Source organism: Paraglaciecola sp. G1-13 (assembly GCF_055809255.1).
Window position 1 is genome coordinate 46980 of record NZ_CM147903.1, and the last position, 20129, is coordinate 67108.

Sequence of the window (20129 nt, forward strand, 5' to 3'; positions counted from 1 at the left end):
CATCCTCTTGTGGTGTTGACTAATCAGGTTTCTAAATACTCAATTTTATTGGGCACACCGTCCCATTCTTTTGCATCAGCAGGGGGCGGAATGACTTCGATGATATTCGGCCAAATTTTCGATAATTCAGCGTTGAGCTCGTTAAAGGCTTCTTGGCCGGGTGGCAACTTATCATCCTGAAATATGGCTTTGGCAGGGCATTCTGGCTCGCATAACGCGCAATCGATACATATGTCGGGGTCGATCACCAAAAAATTGGGCCCTTCGAAGAAAGCATCCACTGGGCATACGGCAACACAATCGGTGTATTTGCATTTTATACAGTTGTCGGTGACTACGAATGTCATGGGCACAGTCTTGGTTAATCGATAATGGCGCCGATCATACTTATCAGCCGTATAAATACAAGATGCCAAGGTAGATGAAGGCTGATGTGACGCCTAGAGGCTGTTCATGCACGGAATATATTATGCAATAAACCAGACAGGCGAGCGCGCATGGCTTAAAATACTCGGCTTATTGTTTTTATCTGGGCTGTGTCCCTGCGTTTACCTTTTGGATATCTCTATGCTGCGTTTAACTGATATAAAATTGCCCCTTGATCACCAAGATGCTGATCTCACCCAAGCGATACTTGATAAATTAGGATGCGGCGCAGAGCAGTTAACCCAAGTTTCTGTGTTTAAACGTGGTTTTGATGCGCGGAATAAGTTTGATATCCAACTGATTTACACCTTAGACGTGGATGTTGCTGAGCAAGAGGCCCTACTCGCTAAGTTTGAGAACGATCCCCACGTCAGATTATCACCAGATACCCGTTATAAATTTGTGGGTCATGCACCTGATGCACTGACTGAGCGTCCAGTCGTAATCGGTCTTGGACCTTGCGGCTTGTTTGCAGGCCTATTGTTAGCGCAAATGGGCTTTAAGCCCATTATTTTAGAGCGCGGTAAAGAAGTCCGTGAGCGAACTAAAGACACGTTCGGCTTTTGGCGTAAAAAGCCGCTTAATACTGAATCAAATGTACAGTTCGGCGAAGGCGGCGCAGGCACATTTTCAGACGGCAAATTGTACAGCCAAGTGAAAGATCGCAAGCATTACGGGCGCAAAGTGCTTACCGAGTTTGTTGATGCCGGCGCACCCGATGAAATTATGTACGTAAGTAAACCGCATATCGGTACGTTTAAGCTGGTGGCAATGGTTGAGCGCATGCGTGCACAAATTATTGAACTAGGCGGCGAGATTCGCTTTAGTACTCGAGTTGATGATGTGTATATTGAGCATGGTCAGTTGACGGGCTTGAGCTTATCAACTGGTGAGCATTTAGCGTGTCGCCATGCTGTATTAGCTGTGGGGCATAGTGCTCGAGACACGTTTAAAATGCTGTATGAGCGTGACGTATATATAGAAGCCAAACCTTTTTCCGTGGGCTTTAGAATAGAGCACGAGCAATCCATGATCGATGAATGTCGCTTCGGCCCAAGTGCCGGTCACCCTATTCTGGGCGCGGCAGATTACAAACTGGTGCACCATTGTAAGAATGGCCGTGCGGTTTACAGTTTTTGTATGTGCCCTGGCGGCACCGTTGTCGCAGCGGCCTCAGAAGAGGGCCGTGTGGTAACCAATGGCATGAGCCAATATTCTCGCCACGAGCGCAACGCAAATAGCGCCATAGTCGTAGGCATTGAGCCCAATAAAGATTTTCCTGGGCATCCTTTGGCGGGCATTGATTTGCAGCGCAAACTTGAAGAGCAAGCCTATGCTCTGGGCGGCAGCAATTACGATGCTCCAGCGCAGCTGATTGGCGACTTTTTAACAGGAAAAGCATCGGCAGAGCTAGGGGATGTGAAACCCTCTTATACGCCAGGGGTAAAACTTACGGACTTATCCAAGGTTTTACCGGACTATGCTATCAGCGCTATTCGTGAAGCTATTCCCGCGTTTGATAAGCAAATTAAAGGCTTTGCCAAAGCAGATGGTTTGTTAACTGGGGTCGAAACGCGTACCTCATCGCCTATTTCCATTAAGCGCGGCGCTGATTTCCAGAGTGTGAATGTTAATGGGCTCTATCCAGCAGGTGAAGGCGCTGGGTACGCCGGTGGGATTTTATCTGCCGGTATTGATGGCATTAAAGTGGCTGAAGCGGTGGCGCTGTCCATGTTAGCAAGCTGCCACGCGTAGCGTTAAACGAACACAAAAAAAGCAGCCTGAGCTGCTTTTTTTATGCGAAGTGCAATGTAAACCAGTACGCGTTATTTAATTTGCGCAGATAAACCTTGGTTAATGTCTGTTACGTCTTCGATTGATAACGTACCAGCGGCTAATTTCAGGTTGAGCGTGCTAACAACATAACCGTATCGAGCACTTGATAGGTTACGACGGGCATCAAACAAGTTACGTGTGCTGTCTAGTACGTCAACAATAGTACGGGTACCCACATCAAAGCCGGCTTCTGTGGCTTTTAATGCACTCTGGGCAGATACGACGGCCTGCTCAAACGCCTTAATACGTGATATGGCGGCTTTTATGTCATTGTAGTTAGAGCGCACGTTGCGGATAACTGAGCGGTGAATACGTTCGCGGTCTTCGCTGGTGGCAACAAATCTGTGTTTTGCAGAGTCGACATTGGCAGATACTCTGCCACCAGTGTACAAAGGCACGTCGACAGATAACGTCACACCATAGGTATTAAAACGGTCACTACCACCTGCACCAGGGTTAATAGCGAAACCATCGGTGTCATTACTATTGGCACTACCGCTTATGCCGACAGTCGGGTAGTGCCCAGCACGAGCACTCTTAATATCAAACTTAGCGATATCCACACTGGCATTGGATACCAGTAATTCCAAATTTCGCTGCTCAGCAGTTTTTAGCCAATCGTTGACGTTCGCTGGGGTTGGCAAGCTGGCAGAGAACTGCTCAGTATTGAGCACATTCAAGTCTGGATAATAGACGCCTGTAATTTCGCGTAAAGCTTCAAGATTGGTTTCAACTGCGTTTTCGGCACTGATTTCGGCTGCAACTGAAGTATCGTACTGTGCTTGTGCTTCGTGCACATCTGTAATGGCAGTCAAACCCACTTCAAAGCGTTGCTTAGTTTGTTCAAGTTGGCGAGCAATGGCGCGTTTTTCGGCGCGAGCAAACGCTAAATCATCTTGGGCTTGAAGAGTATCAAAATAAGCACTAACCGTGCGTAAAATAAGGTTTTGCATCGTTAGCGCAAGGCTAGCATCTGATTGACTCGCAACAAGCTCTGCGCGATCTAAACCAACCCAAAGCGAACGATCATAGATAGTTTGTGATAAATTCACTGTAACGTCATTAGTTGAACGGTCTAAATCGCCATAGGTTTCTGCTGCCTGCAAGCTCAATGATACTTGGGGTAACAAGCCTGCGCGGCTGATTTCGATATCAGAAAAAGCCGCTTCTCTGTTTGCTTGTGATTGCAAGGTGGCTGGATCGTTTTGTAATGCTTGCTGATATACGCTTAGTAAGTCGTCAGCAAATGCGTTATTCGATACGCCAAAGCCAATCAATAGCGAAAGAAGTGTTTTTTTCATGTGTGTTCCTTGATGAATTTTACTGGTGGCATCGAGACCATTATTTTTTAGATTTACTATATGTCGCATTCTAAGACGCTAAAGTTTAAATACATTCAGCGTGAACACGAAACATCCAGACGTAAAACTGATGGCTCAAGTGTAACAGAATATTATACTGGCCATGAACCGCTAAATATTGCTTCACTATATGGTACTAAAGACTAAATTTGAAAGGGGATGTATGTCTAAAATTCAGCAGTTTTCCAGCAAAGACGTGGAAGTTACCCGCAAAGAACCACTTTACGACGGTTTTTTTAAAATGGTGAAGTACCATTTCAAGCATAAATTGTACAAAGGCGGTTGGAGTGACTTGATACAGCGAGAAATATTTGAACGTGGGCATGCGGTTGCGGTTCTGCCGTATGATCCCCATTTAAATGAGTTCGTTATGATTGAACAAATTCGGATTGGCGCTATGGCCACATCGGATTCGCCGTGGTTGTTAGAGATTGTGGCTGGTATCATTGACCCGGGCGAAACACCTGAAGCGGTATGTTATCGCGAGGCGCATGAAGAGGCAGGGGTGACGATCACCCACCTTAAGAAGGCCATCAGTTATCTTGCTAGCCCGGGCGGCACAACTGAAAGGTTACATATATATGTGGCCCAAGTTGATGCGAGTCAAGCGAAAGGTGTGCATGGACTCGACCATGAGAGTGAAGATATTTTGGTGCACCGAGTACCAGAAGAGCAAGCTCTGGAGTGGATTAATCAAGGAAAGATCGACAACGCAGCGACACTGATCGCGCTGCAATGGTTTGCTATGAATAAACAACGAGTACTTGATGACTGGAAAGAATGAACAAGATTTAAGACGTAAATACGTACCTCACCTGCCGAGTATTCAGCGGGTGTGTGCGATGAATTACGTGCGTCTGATTAAGCTTTTACCTGATTGTGATACTGAAGACTTGGAATATCAGTTCAAGGTGAATAAATCCTTGAATTACAGCATTAAAATTGTCGAGTGTAGCCGATATACCAGCACTGTGATCATGTCCCAAGAGTCAATTAATGGCCCCGATTTTATGCGGCCAGTGGTGCGTGCTCGTTTGTATCATGATGCGCAACTGGCCGAGGTGATTGAATCTCAACACATTGGTGCTCTGCAGCCTAGCTATGAGTATCCAAATATCAAAATGCATCAAAGAAATGAAAAAGAGATGGTGAACTTATTCTTGAGTGAGTGGTTACTGTTTTGCTCGAAACACAAAGATCAACTGCAAGCGGCGAGCGCGTAACGCGATGAGGTTGGCGTGAGTTTTAAAGTGGCGCAAATTTCAGATTGTCACTTGTTTGCTGATAAACGCCATGCGGGTTATCAAAACATAAATCCTTACACTACCTTGCAAGCCGTGTTAAAAAACGTGGGCCTTTGTCACCCAGATATGGTCATTGTGAGCGGTGATGTCAGTGCTGAAAACGATGCTGTTAAGGGTTTAGCCAGTTATCAGCTTTTTAGTCAACTGTGGCAACAAAGCAAGATTAGCGCGCCACTTTTAGTCATTCCAGGTAACCACGACCACCTTGAAGCATTAAATAGTGAGCTGAATCACCTGGCAGGATGGCCTTTATCCACGAGCGCGGGGCCGTATTGGAAGGTTCATGGTCTCAATACCAAAACTGATGATTCCTCGGGTGAAATATCCATGCGTCAACTTCAGTACCTGAATGAGCAAGTTAACCTAGACCCACAGCAACACCATTTGCTGGTGGTGCACCATCATCCTTATGCGTGTGGTGGCTGGATGGACAACCATCCTTGGCGTAACCGGGATGAGTTTATTCAGAATGTTGAGCAGCAGCCGCAAATCAAAGCTGTGATTTATGGGCATATTCATCAAGCGAGCGAAACACGCAGCCAAGATTGCGTATTTATGTCTGCGCCGTCTACATGCTGGCAGTGGGCAAACAGCAAAGAATTCGCCGCCAGTGGCGAAGCGCCGGGATATCGCGTCATTGAACTGGCTGATAACGGGCAAGTCGACAGTCACATTATTAGAATCTAACGGAATATACATGACAGACAGTAAACCAGAACAGGTTGTAATTTATTTACACGGTTTTTTAAGCTCACCTCAATCTGTGAAGGCTCAGCAGACTAAAGCGTTTGTAGATGAGCATTACCCAGATATAGTGTTTTATATTCCCCAGTTGGACAATCACCCCAAACCGGCCGCCAAAATGTTAGATGAGCTGGTTGCTCGTCACCCGAATGCAGATTTTGGTTTTATTGGGAGCTCTATGGGCGGTTATTTCTCAAGTTACCTGCTTGAACGTTATGGCGGTAAAGCGGTACTGATTAACCCTGCTGTTCAGCCTTACAATCTATTAGCTGATTACTTGGGGGAGCATATCAACCCTTATACTAAGAAAAGGTTCAGCTTAGATGAATCCCATACCCAAGATTTAACCACCTTTGATACCAAAACCTTGGCAAGCCCTCAAAACTACTGGGTGTTATTGCAAACGGCTGATGAAACCTTAGACTACCGTCAAGCAGAGCAGAAATACATGGGCGCAAAATTAACCATAGAAGAGGGCGGCGATCACAGTTTTCAGGGTTATGAGCGTTTCCTTGCTGATATTTTTCAGTTTCTGCTGCACGACTAATTGAAGATTGGTATAACATGAGCGTATTGGCTCTCACCTAACGCCTAGTCATTTTTATCAACGGCCACAACAAAAATAAGAACTATGTCTAATCAATATAACGCAGATGCAATTGAAGTTTTAAATGGCCTTGACCCGGTCAAACGTCGCCCTGGTATGTACACAGACACCACGCGTCCCAATCACCTTAGTCAAGAAGTCATAGATAACAGTGTGGATGAAGCCCTGGGAGGCTTTGCCAGTTCAATTAAAGTGGTACTGCACCCTGACCAATCATTAGAGGTGACCGATGATGGTCGTGGTATGCCTGTGGATATTCACGCAGAAGAGGGCATATCAGGCGTTGAATTAATTATGACCAAACTGCATGCCGGTGGTAAATTTTCGAATAAAAACTATCAGTTTTCTGGTGGTTTGCACGGCGTGGGTATTTCGGTCGTAAATGCCTTATCTAAACGGGTTGAGGTGAGTATTCGCCGCGATGGCAGTGTATACCAAATTGCGTTTGAGAATGGCGAGAAGGTTGAAGACCTAAAAGTGGTGGATACCTGCGGTAAACGTAATAGCGGTACGCGGGTTCATTTTTGGCCAGACGAGCAGTATTTTGATTCAGCTAAGTTTTCTGTGACTAAGCTGTTGCATGTGTTGCGAGCAAAAGCCGTTCTGTGTCCTGGTCTACGTATTCGCTTTGATGACAAAGTCAGCAAAGAAACACACGAGTGGTACTTTGAAGACGGTTTAAAAGATTATTTATATCAATCGGTTGGCGACAGTATCAGCTTGCCAGCGGATGCCCCCTTTGTGGGAGCAGTAAGCGGTAACACTGAAGCCGTTGATTGGGCGGTTATTTGGTTGCCTGAGGGCGGTGAAATGATCACCGAAAGCTATGTTAACCTCATACCTACCGCACAGGGCGGTACGCATGTGAACGGATTACGCCAAGGTCTGCTTGAGTCCATGCGTGAATTCTGTGAATTCCGAAATTTATTGCCTCGTGGCATTAAGTTAACCCCAGAAGATATTTGGGATCGCTGTAGCTATGTGTTGTCCACCAAGATGCAAGATCCGCAATTCGCCGGGCAAATTAAAGAGCGCTTGTCATCACGCCAGGCCGCTGCGTTTGTGTCAGGCATAGTCAAAGATGCCTTCAGTTTATGGCTAAATCAACACACCGCGATTGCTGAGCAATTGGCTGAAATGTGTATCAGCAATGCACAAACGCGTTTACGCCAGAGCAAAAAGGTCGCTCGTAAAAAGGTAACTCAAGGCCCCGCATTACCTGGCAAGTTAACCGATTGTTCGACCCAAGATACTGGACGTTCAGAATTATTTTTAGTAGAAGGTGATTCAGCTGGTGGCTCTGCTAAGCAGGCGAGAGATCGTGAGTTTCAAGCGATTATGCCCCTGCGTGGTAAGATTTTGAACAGCTGGGAAGTTGACTCTTCCCAAGTGCTCGCATCTCAAGAAATACATGATATTTCCGTTGCGTTGGGAATCGACCCTGATTCAGACGACTTAAGCGGCCTGCGTTACAACAAAGTCTGTATTCTTGCAGATGCTGACTCCGACGGACTGCACATCGCGACATTGTTGTGCGCCTTGTTCGTTAAACACTTTAGAACGCTAGTGGAAAATGGCCATGCCTATGTTGCTATGCCGCCGTTGTTTAGAATCGATGTGGGGAAAGAAGTCTTTTACGCCCTGGACGAAGGTGAAAAAAAAGGCATTTTGGATCGCATTGCCGCCGAGAAAAAACGCGGTAAGGTCAACGTGCAGCGCTTTAAAGGTCTGGGAGAAATGAACCCACTTCAATTGCGTGAAACGACCATGGATCCAAACACACGACGTTTGGTGCAACTGACCATAGAAGATCCTACCGAAATGTTAGAGACCATGGATATGTTACTGGCCAAAAAACGCGCTGGTGACAGAAAGTCGTGGTTAGAAAGCAAAGGCAATATGGCAGACGTGTAATTGTTAGCCTCGACCATCCGTTTTCAATCTTTTTAGTACGCAAGGACCTAATTTGCTGCGTTTTTTTAAATATTTACTGATTGTATTGGTACTGCTGATTGGCTTAGGCGTAGCGCTATTTATTGCCAGCGTTGAAGATGAGCCCCTTGTTGTAGCGACAAGCGCAACGCAAGTTGACGATGCTGACTCGGTAAAAGAATTGATTGAACAAATCAAACAGAGCGTGAGAGATCGCACGCTCGACCAGCAAATCCCTCTCACTGAGAATCAACTCAACAGCTTGGTGGGTTTTTTACAACGCGCGAAGGCGCAATTTCATGGTCAAGCTAACATTACCCCCCTTGCTAGTAGCTTGTCAGCGAGTTATCAATTACCGCCAAATCCAGTCGGTCGCTATGTTAATTTCAGTGCACTCATACTGCCCGGTCAAGGGCTGCAATTAGATGAAGTGCGCTTAGGCAGCATAGTACTGCCTGGTAAACAAACATTGGCAACCCTAGTTTGGTTGGCTGATTGGTGGACAAATAGCACGATAGCAAGTCAGTTCGTACAGCAAATTGATAGTATTCGTATGTTTCAAGGCAGTATGGTGATTGCTATGCGCCCGTTAGATGCCTTTCTACGAAACTTAAAAGATCTCAAGCGCGATATTGGTGAGGAAACGGATTTGAGCCTTGCCACTGCCCATTATTTACGTTTTCTCGCTGAACTAGATGTTGGACAGCGACCTACTGCACAATCATTGGCCCGGTTTATTCAACCACTGTTTGCTGAAGCATTGAGTCGGTCACACCAAGCGACGGCGGCGGAAGAAAATGAAGCGGCGATAATGGCATTAGCCACGTATGCTGGGCATCATCGATTTGCTAGTTTTATCGGCGATATACAGCCCAAATCTAAGCGAGTTGCAGTACCGCGCAACATGCCGACCCTTATGCACAGGACTGACTTGAGTCAGCATTTTATCTTCTCGGCCGCCATAAAAGTTTTATCTGAACAGGGTTTGACGGCAGCGATAGGTGAATTTAAGGAGTTGATGGATCGCGGCGCAGGTGGCAGTGGCTATAGCTTTGTCGATTTAGCCGCTGATCATGCAGGAGTGAAATTTGCGCTTGTGGCGACGGATGAAAAAACGGCGTTTGCGTTGCAACGTATGCTATCTGAAAATGCCAGTGAGAGCTCATTTTTCCCTGATACCAGTGGGTTACCTGAAAACTTGAATAAATCTGAGTTCACGAAGAAGTTCAAACAAGTGGACAGCCCTGAATATAAACGTTTATTAGATGAGATTGACCAACGCATTTCGTTGCTGCCGGTCAGTCGATTACCTCTGGCTAAGTGATGCGCAGTAGGTATTTGACTCGTTAATGGCCCGTTGTTTTTGAAAATACATTGATGATAAGGACACCGCTTAAAATAAGGCCTATGCCGAGTATGGCCGCTAAGTCGGGCAACTCTTTATAGAAAATCGCGCTGAAAAGGGCAATCAACACTATGCCCATGCCTGCCCAAATCGCATAAGCAATCCCTACAGGCACAGTTTTTAGCACTAAAGACAGAAAATAAAACGCTGTCGCGTAGCCGATAACACATACCGCACTAGAGATGGTGTTATTAAAACCATCAGAAGCTTTAAGTGCCAAGGTACCGATGACCTCAGCCATAATGGCCGCCCCTAGGTACCAATATCCTATCGTTATTCCCATGGTCGTTTATGCCTTAAATTAGTCTTTAATGCTGACTTGAAACTGGCTCAGGGTGGAATGTAACAACTCTATTTTTTTTACTACCTTTGGCAAAGCTTGCTTTTGTTCTTCTGTGTCGAGTTGGCTCAAGCTGGCGATGTCCATGGCTAACTCTTCGACATAGGGCTTAAAAAACCGACCGCTGGCATTAAAGCCTGCATCTTCAGGGAAAATAGCCTGAAACTTACCTTTGCCAGCACTTTGTAACTTAGCAATGGTTGCGTCGGCATCAATGGACTTGCGATAAATGAGCTGGGCATTTTCAGTTAATTTTTCAATAATTGTTTGCATAGATTTGGCTTATTTGGTTGTTGGGTTAAAGTTTTAGGCAAACTTGCCGATAACGACGAAGAGCGGGCGATTCTGCCTGCTTTTCAACTTTGCTACAAGCAATAGGGGTTCTGGTATGGAAATTCAAGGAGGCGCAGCCTCTGGAGCATCCGGTGCGACGCTAGAAATCAAATCGTTACAGATGGCTAAATCCCAGCAGGAACGAGATGGTCAAGCGACGCTTCAGCTTCTGGAATCAGCAGCTGACGTACCATCATCTTCATCAAATCCAAATTTAGGCTCAGTGGTTAACACGTTTGCCTAATCAGGGATGAAGATTTAAATCAATTGGCGTTTTACCGGGTTGGCCGCCTATCTCGCGTACGAGTTTAGGCACCAGAAATCCCGGTAGGCGTTTTATCATTTTTGCCATAATGTCTTTCGCTATTTTGTCGTCTTGATCAAAATGTTGGGCGCCTTGCACTTTGTCCATTACGTGTAGGTAATAAGGCATCACACCAGCATCAAATAGTCTTTCACTTAACGCGACCTGCACATCCGCACTGTCGTTAATGTCTTTTAGCAGCACGCCTTGATTAAGTAAGGTTACCCCCGCCTTTGTTAATTTTTGCAATACTTCTTGTAACGCGAAGTCGATTTCTTGCGGGTGGTTAATGTGCAGCACCATCACAGGTTTGAGCCGGGTTTTAGTAAACCACTCTATCAGCTGGGGCGTAATACGAGCAGGGATAACGACAGGCAATCGAGTGTGAATTCTGATGCGTTTGATATGCGTTATTTCAGCTATTTCATCGGTTAACCATGCTAAAAAGTCATCTTTGGCCATCAAAGGGTCGCCGCCAGAATAAATGACTTCGTTAATGTTGCTGTCTTGCTTTATATAGTCGAGTGTTTCTTGCCACTCATGTTTATTTAAGTGGTTATCGGAATAGGGGAAGTGGCGACGAAAACAGTAGCGGCAATTGACGGCACAACCACCGCGGACTAGCAGGAGTACACGACTTTTATACTTGTGTAATACGCCAGGTTTTTCATTTTGCTGTTCTTGTAGCGGGTCCAGTACGTAATTAGGGTCTATCAGAAATTCTTTTTCGCTTGGAAATACTTGCTTGAAAAGTGCGTCGTTCGGGTCACCTTTTTTTATTCTCGCTGCGAACGGGAGAGGTACGCGCATAGGAAATAAGCGACGTGCAGCGATATCGTCGATAAACTCAGTGGGATCTAAATCTAGGTATTTGAGCAAAGCGACAGGATCGGAAAATGCATTCGAGAGTTCTTTTTGCCAGTTATTCTCTACAGCAATGAGTTTTTTAGGTATTATTTGTGTCAACTAGATACTCTACACAGTTAATTGATTACGAGGAAGCATGGCTAATATCAGCACTAATGAGTTCAAAGGCGGCGTTAAAATTATGCTCGACGGCGAACCTTGCAACATTCTTGAGAACGAATATGTTAAACCTGGTAAGGGCCAAGCCTTTAACCGCGTTAAGCTAAAGAAGCTTATCTCAGGTAAAACGTTGGAAAAAACCTTTAAATCAGGTGAGTCATTCGAAGCTGCCGATGTCATGGATATGGAGCTGTCATATTTGTATACCGACGGTGAATTCTGGCATTTTATGAATAATGAATCATTTGAGCAAATCGCAGCTGACGATAAAGCCGTTGGCGATTCAGTTAAATGGTTAGTCGAAAATGACAGCTGCACGATTACCTTGTGGAATGGTACACCGATTGTTGTGACTCCTCCTAACTTTGTTGAACTTGAAATCACCGAAACTGATCCAGGTCTTAAAGGCGATACGGCTGGCACCGGCGGCAAACCCGCTACATTAACCACTGGCGCAGTGGTACGTGTACCTTTATTCGTACAAACGGGTGAAGTGGTTAAAGTTGATACGCGCAGTGGCGAATACGCATCACGCGCACAGAAGTAATTAACTGATATCGATGAAAAGCTCACGTTCATGTGAGCTTTTTTATGCCTGCTATTCAAGGAGTTTGTATGAAACCTGAGCCCAGCCCTTGTTGGCAACCCACTGCTGACGTGGCCACACTTAAGCAAAGAGCGGCTATCATCACTAATATTCGTCAGTTCTTTGCACAACGAGATGTGTGGGAAGTAGAAACGCCCAGCCTTAGTAATGCAACAGTCAGCGATGTTCATATGCGCGTGTTTGACACGCAATTTGTTGATCCTATGTCACCACAGCAGCGAACATTGTACCTGCAGACCTCTCCTGAATATGCCATGAAGCGACTATTATGTGCCGGCAGTGGTGCGATTTTTCAAATTGCCAAAGCGTTTCGCAACGAAGAGGCAGGCAAACACCATAATCCCGAATTTACTATGCTGGAGTGGTATCGCCCTGGGTTTGATCATAATCAGTTAATGGATGAACTTGATGAGTTGATGCAATCTGTGGTGGGCTGCTTGCCTGCAAAGCGTATGAGTTATCAAGACGCTTTTATCCAATATTTGGCTACTGACCCTCTAAGCGCTCCGTTGTCGGCATTACAAACGAAGGGATGTGAGTTGGGATACGAGCATATATGCCGAGACGAGCAAGACAAAGATACCATTTTGCAGCTGCTGTTTAGCCACGAAGTAGAGCCTCATATTGCTAACAAATCCCCATGCTTTATTTTCGATTTTCCTGCAAGTCAAGCCGCGTTAGCGCGGGTAAGTGTGCAAGATGAGCGTGTCGCTGAGCGTTTTGAGCTCTACTATAAAGGATTAGAGCTGGCGAATGGCTTTCATGAATTGGCCAATGCCCCAGAGCAGCGTCAACGATTTGAGCGAGACAACCAACAACGAAAATCAGCAGGCTTATCTACTGTACCTATCGATGAGCTCTTCTTAGATGCGCTTGATGCCGGCTTGCCAGACTGTTCAGGGGTGGCCGTTGGGGTGGATCGACTTGTCATGTTGGCATTAGAAAAGTCAGATATTCAGCATGTACTGGCGTTTAATTATCAGAATGCATAAATTTCTGCTTTCACCCACTCGAAAACCGTATATGTCGACTATAGTTATTTAAAGGAAGCCGTATAGACGTATAACAGAACTCATATGCAGATAGTACCCAAGCCCTCCGCGCATCTAGCTGTAGCCTACCAGCAAGCATCCATTAAAAGTAACTTAACCCTCGTTTGGTATTTTTCTATCGTCGCTTTAATCGGCTTTGGTGTGCATCTGTTGCATCATCTTCGTTTGGGGACTGGGGCGTATAGCCCTGACATGATGCCTTATTTAGCCGTTTATTTATGCAATGTATTGTACGCCCTAGTGAATTTACTTTTGCTTCCATCTGCACGAGCTAATAACAACATTTCTTGGCGGACCGGGCTGCTAGAGCTCATGTACCCTGCGTTTCTCGCTTTTGTCGCTACGGTGCTCTCGATATACACCAGCGTGCAAGGCCATGGACCTGTCCCCTTCATTATGGGAATGATGGTCATCGCGATGTTGGTTCAAGGGCATTTGATATTTCTTTATGCTTTGTTGTTTGCGTGTTGGCTTGTTGTTAGCGCAGGTATGCTAAAAATGCTACCTTTGGAGGAAGCTTCGTCACCGATTCTGACTTGCTTTACAACCATGTTGATTGCCTTTTTTATTGCGCGTCTGGCTGAGCGCACTCGCGTCGATCAATTTGAAATGCTGCAGGAATTGCATGAAAAAAACAGCTTATTGGGGGAGTTGGCAGTACAAGATCCCCTGACCAAGTTAAATAATAGGCGCTATTTTAGCAATAAATTGGAAGTGGAAACCGCGCGTAGTTTGCGTTATCAACATCCATTGAGCCTATTAGTTGTCGATGTGGATGATTTCAAAAAAATTAACGACAATGACGGGCATTTGGTTGGGGACGAAGTGTTAATCGAAATTTCGCAGCTTATTGCTCAGCAGTTACGGGCAGGGGATGTGGTGTGTCGTTACGGTGGTGACGAATTCGTTATCTTGTTAGTAGAAGCATGCGCGGAGCAGTCTCGGGAAATCGCAGATCGTATTTGCCAATCAGTTGATAGAACAAAATTTGGTCGCGCTAGCCACAAAGTCACCGTGAGCATTGGTTATGCGCAATATGTAGGGCAGCCTTTGGGTGATTTTATGCAACAAGCGGATAAGATGATGTACACCTCTAAGAAGCGAGGTAAAAATCAGGTGGCTTTTTTTGGGTACGGTATGGGAGCTGAATCCACGGAATAGCGCATTGCTTCCGCTCTACTAAATCCATACCATGTGGTTATGTGATCCCTTCTTAAGATTAATTCTTGTGCAACCTACTAATAGTGATATCCGAAATGCCTATCAGCAAGAGTGGATTACTCTGCAAAATCAGTATGATAGCTATGAAAAAGTGGCTGTGGCTATTAAATTAGTCGGCACGGCCTTGGTGGTGGCGGTGTTACTGTTAGCTGCTACTGAGATATTAGCTGTTGCCATTATTCTACTTTTTTGGGTGCAAGAAGCCATTTGGAAGACATTCCAAGGACGCATAGAAACACGCCTGTTAGAAACTGAATTAATGCTAGCTCAAGATGCAGAGCTAATGCTTCCTGATACTGCTCCCATGCAGTTTAACCGCCGATGGTTATCTTCACGGCCTGGTGGAGTCGGCCTGCTAGTTGAGTACATCAAATCTGCACTTCGCCCAACAGTAGCCATGCATTACGTGTTGATGTTGCTTGTCACGCTAGTATTTTATTTCGCTGCTTTTAAGGGTAACTAACCCATGCCACTAAAGTACCCAAACCTCAAAACAGCTAGGCTAACCATGCGCCTGTTAACTGACGATGATGCGGAATTCATACTGGGGTTGGTAAATGAACCAAGCTGGATAAAGTACATAGGAGATAGAAACATTCACACTCTGGATGACGCCAAACATTATATTCAAACCGGACCATTAACCATGTATGAGCAGCATGGCTATTGTCTCAACCTAGTTGAACGCTCAGCGGATAACGTGCCTGTGGGAATGTGCGGTTTGTTGAAGAGGGAAACATTGGAATGGCCTGATATTGGCTTTGCATTTTGCGCTGAGTTTCATGGTCAAGGTTTCGGATATGAAGCCGCTAAAGCCACATTGAAGCATGCACAAGATGCACTGGGATTAACTCAAATCGCGGCGGTGACCGCACTGGATAACGCCCCCTCTATAGCACTGCTAAATAAGCTTGGCTTCGCGCTTGTGAAACAAATTGGGTTTGAACCACAAGGCGAAGCTAGTCACTTATTTTTAAAAGCGTTAGACGGGCGGTAACACACTTACGCGTTTAATCAGTACGGGCTCAACAGGCACGTCAGCCCAACCCCAAGTCGTGTCATAGTCTGTTTCGACCAGTGATATGGCATCGAGAATATCTGTGCCTTCTACTACATAACCAAAAACGGTATAGCCCCAGTTACGACCTGGATCGAGACTGACGTTGTCATTCAAATTAAAGAAAAACTGCCGATTCGAAGAGTGCGGGTCTTTCTGGCGTGCCATGGCAATGGTGTACATTTCATTTTTCAAACCATTGCCTGATTCATTGATTATATCTGGAAACGACGGCTTCTCGGCAAAATCTACATCGTACCCTCCGCCTTGAACCACAAAATTAGCCACTATTCGGTGAAAAATAGTGTCTTCGTAACTGCGTTTATCTACGTAACGTAAAAAGTTATTTACCGCGATAGGTGCTTTTGAGCGGTCGAGTTCAACTGTAATGTCACCCATGGAGGTCTCAATTTTTACCCTAGGATAAAAATTATCGGCTTGAATTTGGCTGCCATCGTCCTTTGGCTTAGCAACGGCAGATATACTGATAATAAAAATGCTGATACACAGGGCGCGCAACATAATGGCCTCCTAATTACTTTTTAATTGCTGACAAAATACTGAATTTTCGGTCACTTGCAAGTACCTTGTAGTGACCGAAAAGGCGCTTAATCGTTTGTGGATAATCTAAATGCCGATTGCCAACAACGCGCAACTCCCCAGCATGTTTAAGAATACGCTTACTGTCTTTGAACATTTGCAGGGCGATATGATCGGTAATGGTATTTTGTTGATGAAAAGGGGGGTTACATAGAACGATATCAACTGTCGCCTCATTTTCGCCTGATGATAGGCACTCGTCTAAACAGTTACTCACAATAAACTCACACTGATCGAGTTTGTCTGGCATGTTTTGCTCGATATTCATTTTTGCAGAAGCAATGGCCATAAAAGACTCGTCTACAAAAATGACATGAGCGTCCGGTGATTTGTGCAATACATGTAGGCCTAACACCCCGTTACCGCAACCTAGATCGACAATGCACTTGTGATTAGCATCTGGCAGATGGGCAAGTAATACCCGCGCGCCTATATCTAAGTGTTGGCGGGAGAAAACGTTTGCAAGGTTGCTCATTATAAATTGTGTGTTGTCGGTTTTCCATTTTGTGGGATAGGGGCTAACACTTTGCTTAACGCCGTCGTATTGACAAAATATCAAGCGAGACTTTTTCTTAGCCAAAGATGTCGTGGTTAGCCCTAGGTGCTTTTCAAACAATGCCAGCGTTGATTTTTGAATGGCATTGGCTTTGCCCGCTGCAATGATGCGTGTTTCAGGGGTAACTGACGATTGTAAATCAATGAGCTGCTGTTCTAATAAAGCGAGGGTTTTAGGGACTTTAATTAAAACCAGATCAGCCATTTGATTGGCTTTATACAGACTGTTCTGAGCGTTAACACTGTCAATGGAGAGGTGGTTGCGTTCAAGGTTTAAGGCCAGAGCCTTATGTGCGACAAAAGAGTCGCTTATCCATAGGGGGGCGCTATGTGTTGCAAACCAAACGCCTAACGCACCAAAGTCATCATTGTATATATGGACACTAAGCCCATTAAGATCCGTGATATTCTGCGCCACGTATTCCATTAAGTATTCATCAGCTGAATCCCATGCTTGCCAGCTGACGTGTTGGTTTTCAGCAGGATATCTCAATAATTGGTAGCTATGATTTAAAAGCGTAAGTTCTGTTTTCATTTAATTCTTATATATCGAGGTTGGTTTGCAACAATCTAGTTTATTCCCGTCAGCTTCTTCTGATGAGGCTGAAATACTGCCTTTACCAGACGGAGACTTTCGCTATTTTCAACATTTCTTGTCCACTCAAGAAGCGGATAATTATTACCAGCGGCTTCTTGAGTCATTAGCTTGGCGACAAGATGATATCAAAATGTACGGTAAACAGGTTAAAATCCCACGCTTGCAGGCGTGGTACGGTGATAACGATGCGCTATACCAGTATTCAGGCCTCGATTTGCCACCTATACCTTGGACCGAAGAACTGTATTCCCTGAAAGTACAGTGTGAAAAAGCCTGTGAAACCGTTTTTAACTCTGTATTGGCTAATTGTTATCGTGACGGTCAAGATAGTATGGCTTGGCATAGCGATGACGAACCTGAGTTAGGTACTCGACCGGTTATTGCATCTTTGAGTTTGGGGCAGGTGCGAAATTTTGATTTAAAGCATCGAACGAGTGGGCAAAGACACAGGCTGCCTTTGGAGCACGGCAGTTTGTTCGTTATGGCTGGCAATTCCCAAGCAAATTGGCTGCATAGTTTAGCTAAAACGACAAAGTCGCTGGCACCACGTATTAATCTAACATTTCGTTTGGTCACACCAAATTTGCGCCGCTAACGAAATTCACTTACTCCTTCGGCAAAGCCGGACAAAGGGCAAAAAATGACAATACAACAATCAATCGAGCGTAAATTACAAGCCGGATTTAGCCCTGTTCATTTAGAGGTCGTTAATGAAAGCTTCATGCACAATGTACCAGAGGGCGCTGAAAGCCACTTTAAGGTCGTTATTGTCAGCGATGAGTTTGGCGGCAAACGCTTGATTGGTCGCCACCGTGCGGTGAATCAAATTTTGGCCGACGAGCTAGCTAATAATATTCATGCGTTAGCTATTCACACTTACACCCAAGAAGAATGGAATACGTTGCAGCAGCAATCGCCTGATTCACCAAATTGTCTTGGTGGTTCTAAATCATAAAGGCGTGAAATAATGGAAAATATGACGAATTTTTAATGTTCATGTATGGTTATAAAGCTATATCGCATTAAAATAATAAATTATAAGGCTCGTTATTATGCAAAAAGTCAATCCACTTAATTTGCTCTTGGCTATTTTTATACCTCCTTTGGGGGCGTTGCTCCAAGTAGGCCTGAGCGCACATTTTTTCTTAAATATCTTACTCACTCTTTTTGGTGTACTGCCTGGCGTAATCCACGCGGTATGGCTTGTTTTGAAAAATAAATAACCGCCATTAATGTGTCGGTGTTCGATCTGCTCAGAGTTGTTTAATTACTCTGGGCATTTACAATGGACGCCGCTTTTTTTATAGGAAAAATGAATATGGTTATTAAGCCAAAGATCCGTGGCTTTATTTGTACAAATGCTCACCCTGAAGGTTGCGCAGCAAGTGTTGCTCAACAAATTGAATATGTCTCCTCTCAGGGGGATCTTGGAAGCGGACCTAAAAATGTATTAGTGATTGGTTCTTCAACCGGTTATGGATTGGCCTCACGCATTGTGTCAGCTTTTGGTTATGGCGCGAACACTCTGGGTGTCTGTTTTGAAAAGGCGCCGAGTGAACGTAAAACGGCAACTGCAGGTTGGTATAACACCGCTGCTTTTCATAACGAAGCGAAAGAGAAAGGGCTTTTTGCCCAAACCATAAACGGCGATGCGTTTTCTAAAGAGATAAAAGCGCAAGCAATTGAGACCATCAAACGTGAGATGGGTCAGGTTGATTTGGTGATATACAGTTTAGCGTCTCCACGTCGCACAGATCCCGAAACGGGAGAAGTATATAAGTCTACCTTGAAACCTGTGGGACAAGCTTATACCACTAAAACCTATGATACGGACAAAGACCGAATCCATGACATTTCTCTTGAACCTGCTAATGAAGATGAAATTGCACAAACGATCAAAGTCATGGGCGGTGAAGATTGGGAGTTATGGTTAGATGCCTTAGCAGAAGCAGACCTACTTGCCGATGGCTGTAAAACCACAGCATATACCTATATTGGCAAAGAGCTAACTTGGCCGATTTACGGGCAAGCAACTATTGGCAAAGCGAAAGAAGATTTAGATCGTGCAGCGGCAGCCATCGTTAGCAAGAACCAAGAAAAGCACATTGAAGCCTATGTATCTTCATTGAAAGCACTTGTTACCCAAGCAAGTTCAGCTATTCCTGTTATGCCTTTGTATATTTCTCTTATTTATAAGGTGATGAAGGAAGAGGGCACGCACGAAGGGTGTATCGAACAAATCAAAGGCTTGTTCACAGAACGTTTATTTGCACAATCTCCCGCGTTAGATGAGCAAGGCCGTTTGCGTATGGATGGCAAAGAAACAAATGAGGCTACGCAAGCTAAGATCAAAGCGTTGTGGGATCAAGTTACACAAGAAAACTTTCATGAGCTAAGTGATTACGCCGGTTATCATCATGAGTTCTTAAAGCTTTTCGGTTTTGATGTCGAAGGTGTCGATTACGAGAAAGAACAAAATACGTTAGCCGATTGGGATTAATCGTCTACTATATTGGTATAAAAAACCGCCTCAATAAGGCGGTTTTTTTATGTCTAGGAAATAGATGCAAATAAGAGTTATTCGCATGCTCCGCAATGATGAATGTAAACAACTTGTTGCAATGTGGCTCTGTGTGGATAAGAAGCGGATAATGACGATAAAATACACTAAAAAAATTGTGCTTAAGCACATTTGGCATGGCAGAACCGGTAGGGATAATGTTAAAATTCCGGAGTTAGATTAAGTGGGAAATTCATATCCACAGAATCTCTGCAAAAGAGTACGAGAAAACACAGCGGTTAATTAAACTAATAAACGTGA

At 44.8% G+C, this 20129-nt stretch carries 24 protein-coding genes; 17 read left to right on the top strand and 7 right to left on the bottom strand.

Translation table 11 applies throughout. From position 1 onward, the window contains the following. Nucleotides 1-23: 23 nt before the first annotated feature. On the bottom strand, nucleotides 24-347 hold the full coding sequence (gene fdxA / locus AC0L6N_RS00180; protein ID WP_011573355.1) for a ferredoxin FdxA: 324 nt from the start codon (nucleotides 345-347) through the stop codon (nucleotides 24-26). 220 nt (nucleotides 348-567) lie between these two features. Here fdxA and AC0L6N_RS00185 point away from each other — a divergent pair, with 220 nt between their 5' ends. Next, the gene (locus AC0L6N_RS00185) at nucleotides 568-2181 is read left to right on the top strand and encodes an NAD(P)/FAD-dependent oxidoreductase (RefSeq protein ID WP_473477822.1); all 1614 of its coding nucleotides are present in this window, start codon (nucleotides 568-570) and stop codon (nucleotides 2179-2181) included. Between the two features lie 71 nt (nucleotides 2182-2252). On the opposite strand, the gene tolC is transcribed toward AC0L6N_RS00185, so the two are convergent. Then, nucleotides 2253-3563: an outer membrane channel protein TolC gene (gene tolC / locus AC0L6N_RS00190; RefSeq protein WP_473477824.1), complete on the bottom strand. Its 1311-nt coding sequence runs from the start codon at nucleotides 3561-3563 to the stop codon at nucleotides 2253-2255. Nucleotides 3564-3786: 223 nt separating this feature from the next. Here tolC and nudF point away from each other — a divergent pair, with 223 nt between their 5' ends. From nudF to AC0L6N_RS00220, 6 genes are all read left to right on the top strand, one after another. Next, nucleotides 3787-4407: an ADP-ribose diphosphatase gene (gene nudF / locus AC0L6N_RS00195; RefSeq protein WP_473477826.1), complete on the top strand. Its 621-nt coding sequence runs from the start codon at nucleotides 3787-3789 to the stop codon at nucleotides 4405-4407. Further along, complete coding sequence (locus AC0L6N_RS00200) at nucleotides 4391-4846, top strand: DUF1249 domain-containing protein (protein WP_011573359.1); 456 nt, start codon at nucleotides 4391-4393, stop codon at nucleotides 4844-4846. Before nudF ends, AC0L6N_RS00200 begins: the two co-directional genes overlap by 17 nt. A 15-nt stretch (nucleotides 4847-4861) precedes the next feature. Further along, a complete protein-coding gene (locus AC0L6N_RS00205; protein ID WP_473477828.1) occupies nucleotides 4862-5614 on the top strand; it encodes a metallophosphoesterase family protein in 753 nt (250 codons plus the stop codon). A gap of 10 nt (nucleotides 5615-5624) precedes the next feature. After that, on the top strand, nucleotides 5625-6218 hold the full coding sequence (locus AC0L6N_RS00210) for a YqiA/YcfP family alpha/beta fold hydrolase (protein ID WP_011573361.1): 594 nt from the start codon (nucleotides 5625-5627) through the stop codon (nucleotides 6216-6218). A gap of 84 nt (nucleotides 6219-6302) precedes the next feature. Next, complete coding sequence (gene parE, locus AC0L6N_RS00215; protein ID WP_473477830.1) at nucleotides 6303-8192, top strand: DNA topoisomerase IV subunit B; 1890 nt, start codon at nucleotides 6303-6305, stop codon at nucleotides 8190-8192. A gap of 52 nt (nucleotides 8193-8244) precedes the next feature. Continuing rightward, nucleotides 8245-9534, top strand: coding sequence for a YfiM family lipoprotein (locus tag AC0L6N_RS00220; RefSeq protein ID WP_473477831.1), 1290 nt, complete (start codon nucleotides 8245-8247; stop codon nucleotides 9532-9534). Between the two features lie 22 nt (nucleotides 9535-9556). Here the strand turns inward: AC0L6N_RS00220 and AC0L6N_RS00225 are convergent, their stop codons facing one another. Continuing rightward, nucleotides 9557-9898 (bottom strand): DMT family transporter, encoded by a 342-nt coding sequence (locus tag AC0L6N_RS00225; protein ID WP_473477834.1) that lies wholly within the window; start codon nucleotides 9896-9898, stop codon nucleotides 9557-9559. An 18-nt stretch (nucleotides 9899-9916) separates the two neighbouring features. Further along, entirely contained in the window at nucleotides 9917-10228 is a 312-nt protein-coding gene (locus AC0L6N_RS00230) for a hypothetical protein (RefSeq protein ID WP_011573365.1), read from the bottom strand. A gap of 115 nt (nucleotides 10229-10343) precedes the next feature. On the opposite strand from AC0L6N_RS00230, the gene AC0L6N_RS00235 reads away from it, so the two are divergent. Further along, nucleotides 10344-10532 (top strand): hypothetical protein, encoded by a 189-nt coding sequence (locus tag AC0L6N_RS00235; protein ID WP_041713191.1) that lies wholly within the window; start codon nucleotides 10344-10346, stop codon nucleotides 10530-10532. On the opposite strand, the gene epmB is transcribed toward AC0L6N_RS00235, so the two are convergent. Then, complete coding sequence (gene epmB, locus AC0L6N_RS00240; protein ID WP_473477836.1) at nucleotides 10533-11558, bottom strand: EF-P beta-lysylation protein EpmB; 1026 nt, start codon at nucleotides 11556-11558, stop codon at nucleotides 10533-10535. It lies immediately after the preceding gene. A 37-nt stretch (nucleotides 11559-11595) separates the two neighbouring features. Between epmB and efp the strand changes: the two genes are divergently transcribed. The 5 genes from efp to AC0L6N_RS00265 all read left to right on the top strand — a co-directional run bounded on the left by efp (nucleotide 11596) and on the right by AC0L6N_RS00265 (nucleotide 15495). Beyond that, complete coding sequence (gene efp / locus AC0L6N_RS00245) at nucleotides 11596-12165, top strand: elongation factor P (protein WP_006992639.1); 570 nt, start codon at nucleotides 11596-11598, stop codon at nucleotides 12163-12165. Nucleotides 12166-12233: 68 nt separating this feature from the next. After that, nucleotides 12234-13217: an elongation factor P--(R)-beta-lysine ligase gene (gene epmA, locus AC0L6N_RS00250; protein WP_473477838.1), complete on the top strand. Its 984-nt coding sequence runs from the start codon at nucleotides 12234-12236 to the stop codon at nucleotides 13215-13217. Nucleotides 13218-13301: 84 nt separating this feature from the next. Then, a complete protein-coding gene (locus tag AC0L6N_RS00255) occupies nucleotides 13302-14438 on the top strand; it encodes a GGDEF domain-containing protein (protein ID WP_473477840.1) in 1137 nt (378 codons plus the stop codon). A gap of 67 nt (nucleotides 14439-14505) precedes the next feature. Then, nucleotides 14506-14961, top strand: a complete 456-nt coding sequence (locus AC0L6N_RS00260) for a hypothetical protein (RefSeq protein ID WP_473477843.1) — start codon at nucleotides 14506-14508, stop codon at nucleotides 14959-14961. Between the two features lie 3 nt (nucleotides 14962-14964). After that, a complete protein-coding gene (locus AC0L6N_RS00265; protein WP_473477845.1) occupies nucleotides 14965-15495 on the top strand; it encodes a GNAT family N-acetyltransferase in 531 nt (176 codons plus the stop codon). Here AC0L6N_RS00265 and AC0L6N_RS00270 read toward each other — a convergent pair. Both AC0L6N_RS00270 and AC0L6N_RS00275 read right to left on the bottom strand, forming a co-directional pair. Then, nucleotides 15481-16077, bottom strand: coding sequence for a peptidylprolyl isomerase (locus AC0L6N_RS00270; protein WP_473477847.1), 597 nt, complete (start codon nucleotides 16075-16077; stop codon nucleotides 15481-15483). The genes AC0L6N_RS00265 and AC0L6N_RS00270 overlap by 15 nt on opposite strands. Before the next feature lie 13 nt (nucleotides 16078-16090). Next, complete coding sequence (locus AC0L6N_RS00275; RefSeq protein ID WP_473477850.1) at nucleotides 16091-17245, bottom strand: methyltransferase; 1155 nt, start codon at nucleotides 17243-17245, stop codon at nucleotides 16091-16093. A gap of 25 nt (nucleotides 17246-17270) precedes the next feature. On the opposite strand from AC0L6N_RS00275, the gene AC0L6N_RS00280 reads away from it, so the two are divergent. The 4 genes from AC0L6N_RS00280 to fabV all read left to right on the top strand — a co-directional run bounded on the left by AC0L6N_RS00280 (nucleotide 17271) and on the right by fabV (nucleotide 19808). Then, complete coding sequence (locus AC0L6N_RS00280) at nucleotides 17271-17903, top strand: alpha-ketoglutarate-dependent dioxygenase AlkB family protein (protein ID WP_473477852.1); 633 nt, start codon at nucleotides 17271-17273, stop codon at nucleotides 17901-17903. Between the two features lie 45 nt (nucleotides 17904-17948). Next, the gene (gene bolA, locus AC0L6N_RS00285; RefSeq protein ID WP_473477854.1) at nucleotides 17949-18263 is read left to right on the top strand and encodes a transcriptional regulator BolA; all 315 of its coding nucleotides are present in this window, start codon (nucleotides 17949-17951) and stop codon (nucleotides 18261-18263) included. 97 nt (nucleotides 18264-18360) lie between these two features. Then, on the top strand, nucleotides 18361-18531 hold the full coding sequence (locus AC0L6N_RS00290; RefSeq protein ID WP_473477857.1) for a YqaE/Pmp3 family membrane protein: 171 nt from the start codon (nucleotides 18361-18363) through the stop codon (nucleotides 18529-18531). Nucleotides 18532-18626: 95 nt separating this feature from the next. Further along, on the top strand, nucleotides 18627-19808 hold the full coding sequence (fabV, locus tag AC0L6N_RS00295; RefSeq protein WP_473477859.1) for an enoyl-ACP reductase FabV: 1182 nt from the start codon (nucleotides 18627-18629) through the stop codon (nucleotides 19806-19808). Nucleotides 19809-20129: the final 321 nt, after the last annotated feature.

What these genes read in the sequence shown, in the direction of transcription:
- fdxA (WP_011573355.1), bottom strand. Translation starts at nt 347, where the DNA reads ATGACATTCGTAGTCACCGACAACTGTATAAAATGCAAATACACCGAT.
- AC0L6N_RS00185 (WP_473477822.1), top strand. Translation starts at nt 568, where the DNA reads ATGCTGCGTTTAACTGATATAAAATTGCCCCTTGATCACCAAGATGCT.
- tolC (WP_473477824.1), bottom strand. Translation starts at nt 3,563, where the DNA reads ATGAAAAAAACACTTCTTTCGCTATTGATTGGCTTTGGCGTATCGAAT.
- nudF (WP_473477826.1), top strand. Translation starts at nt 3,787, where the DNA reads ATGTCTAAAATTCAGCAGTTTTCCAGCAAAGACGTGGAAGTTACCCGC.
- AC0L6N_RS00200 (WP_011573359.1), top strand. Translation starts at nt 4,391, where the DNA reads ATGACTGGAAAGAATGAACAAGATTTAAGACGTAAATACGTACCTCAC.
- AC0L6N_RS00210 (WP_011573361.1), top strand. Translation starts at nt 5,625, where the DNA reads ATGACAGACAGTAAACCAGAACAGGTTGTAATTTATTTACACGGTTTT.
- parE (WP_473477830.1), top strand. Translation starts at nt 6,303, where the DNA reads ATGTCTAATCAATATAACGCAGATGCAATTGAAGTTTTAAATGGCCTT.
- AC0L6N_RS00225 (WP_473477834.1), bottom strand. Translation starts at nt 9,898, where the DNA reads ATGGGAATAACGATAGGATATTGGTACCTAGGGGCGGCCATTATGGCT.
- AC0L6N_RS00230 (WP_011573365.1), bottom strand. Translation starts at nt 10,228, where the DNA reads ATGCAAACAATTATTGAAAAATTAACTGAAAATGCCCAGCTCATTTAT.
- AC0L6N_RS00235 (WP_041713191.1), top strand. Translation starts at nt 10,344, where the DNA reads ATGGAAATTCAAGGAGGCGCAGCCTCTGGAGCATCCGGTGCGACGCTA.
- efp (WP_006992639.1), top strand. Translation starts at nt 11,596, where the DNA reads ATGGCTAATATCAGCACTAATGAGTTCAAAGGCGGCGTTAAAATTATG.
- epmA (WP_473477838.1), top strand. Translation starts at nt 12,234, where the DNA reads ATGAAACCTGAGCCCAGCCCTTGTTGGCAACCCACTGCTGACGTGGCC.
- AC0L6N_RS00255 (WP_473477840.1), top strand. Translation starts at nt 13,302, where the DNA reads ATGCAGATAGTACCCAAGCCCTCCGCGCATCTAGCTGTAGCCTACCAG.
- AC0L6N_RS00265 (WP_473477845.1), top strand. Translation starts at nt 14,965, where the DNA reads ATGCCACTAAAGTACCCAAACCTCAAAACAGCTAGGCTAACCATGCGC.
- AC0L6N_RS00270 (WP_473477847.1), bottom strand. Translation starts at nt 16,077, where the DNA reads ATGTTGCGCGCCCTGTGTATCAGCATTTTTATTATCAGTATATCTGCC.
- AC0L6N_RS00275 (WP_473477850.1), bottom strand. Translation starts at nt 17,245, where the DNA reads ATGAAAACAGAACTTACGCTTTTAAATCATAGCTACCAATTATTGAGA.
- bolA (WP_473477854.1), top strand. Translation starts at nt 17,949, where the DNA reads ATGACAATACAACAATCAATCGAGCGTAAATTACAAGCCGGATTTAGC.
- AC0L6N_RS00290 (WP_473477857.1), top strand. Translation starts at nt 18,361, where the DNA reads ATGCAAAAAGTCAATCCACTTAATTTGCTCTTGGCTATTTTTATACCT.
- fabV (WP_473477859.1), top strand. Translation starts at nt 18,627, where the DNA reads ATGGTTATTAAGCCAAAGATCCGTGGCTTTATTTGTACAAATGCTCAC.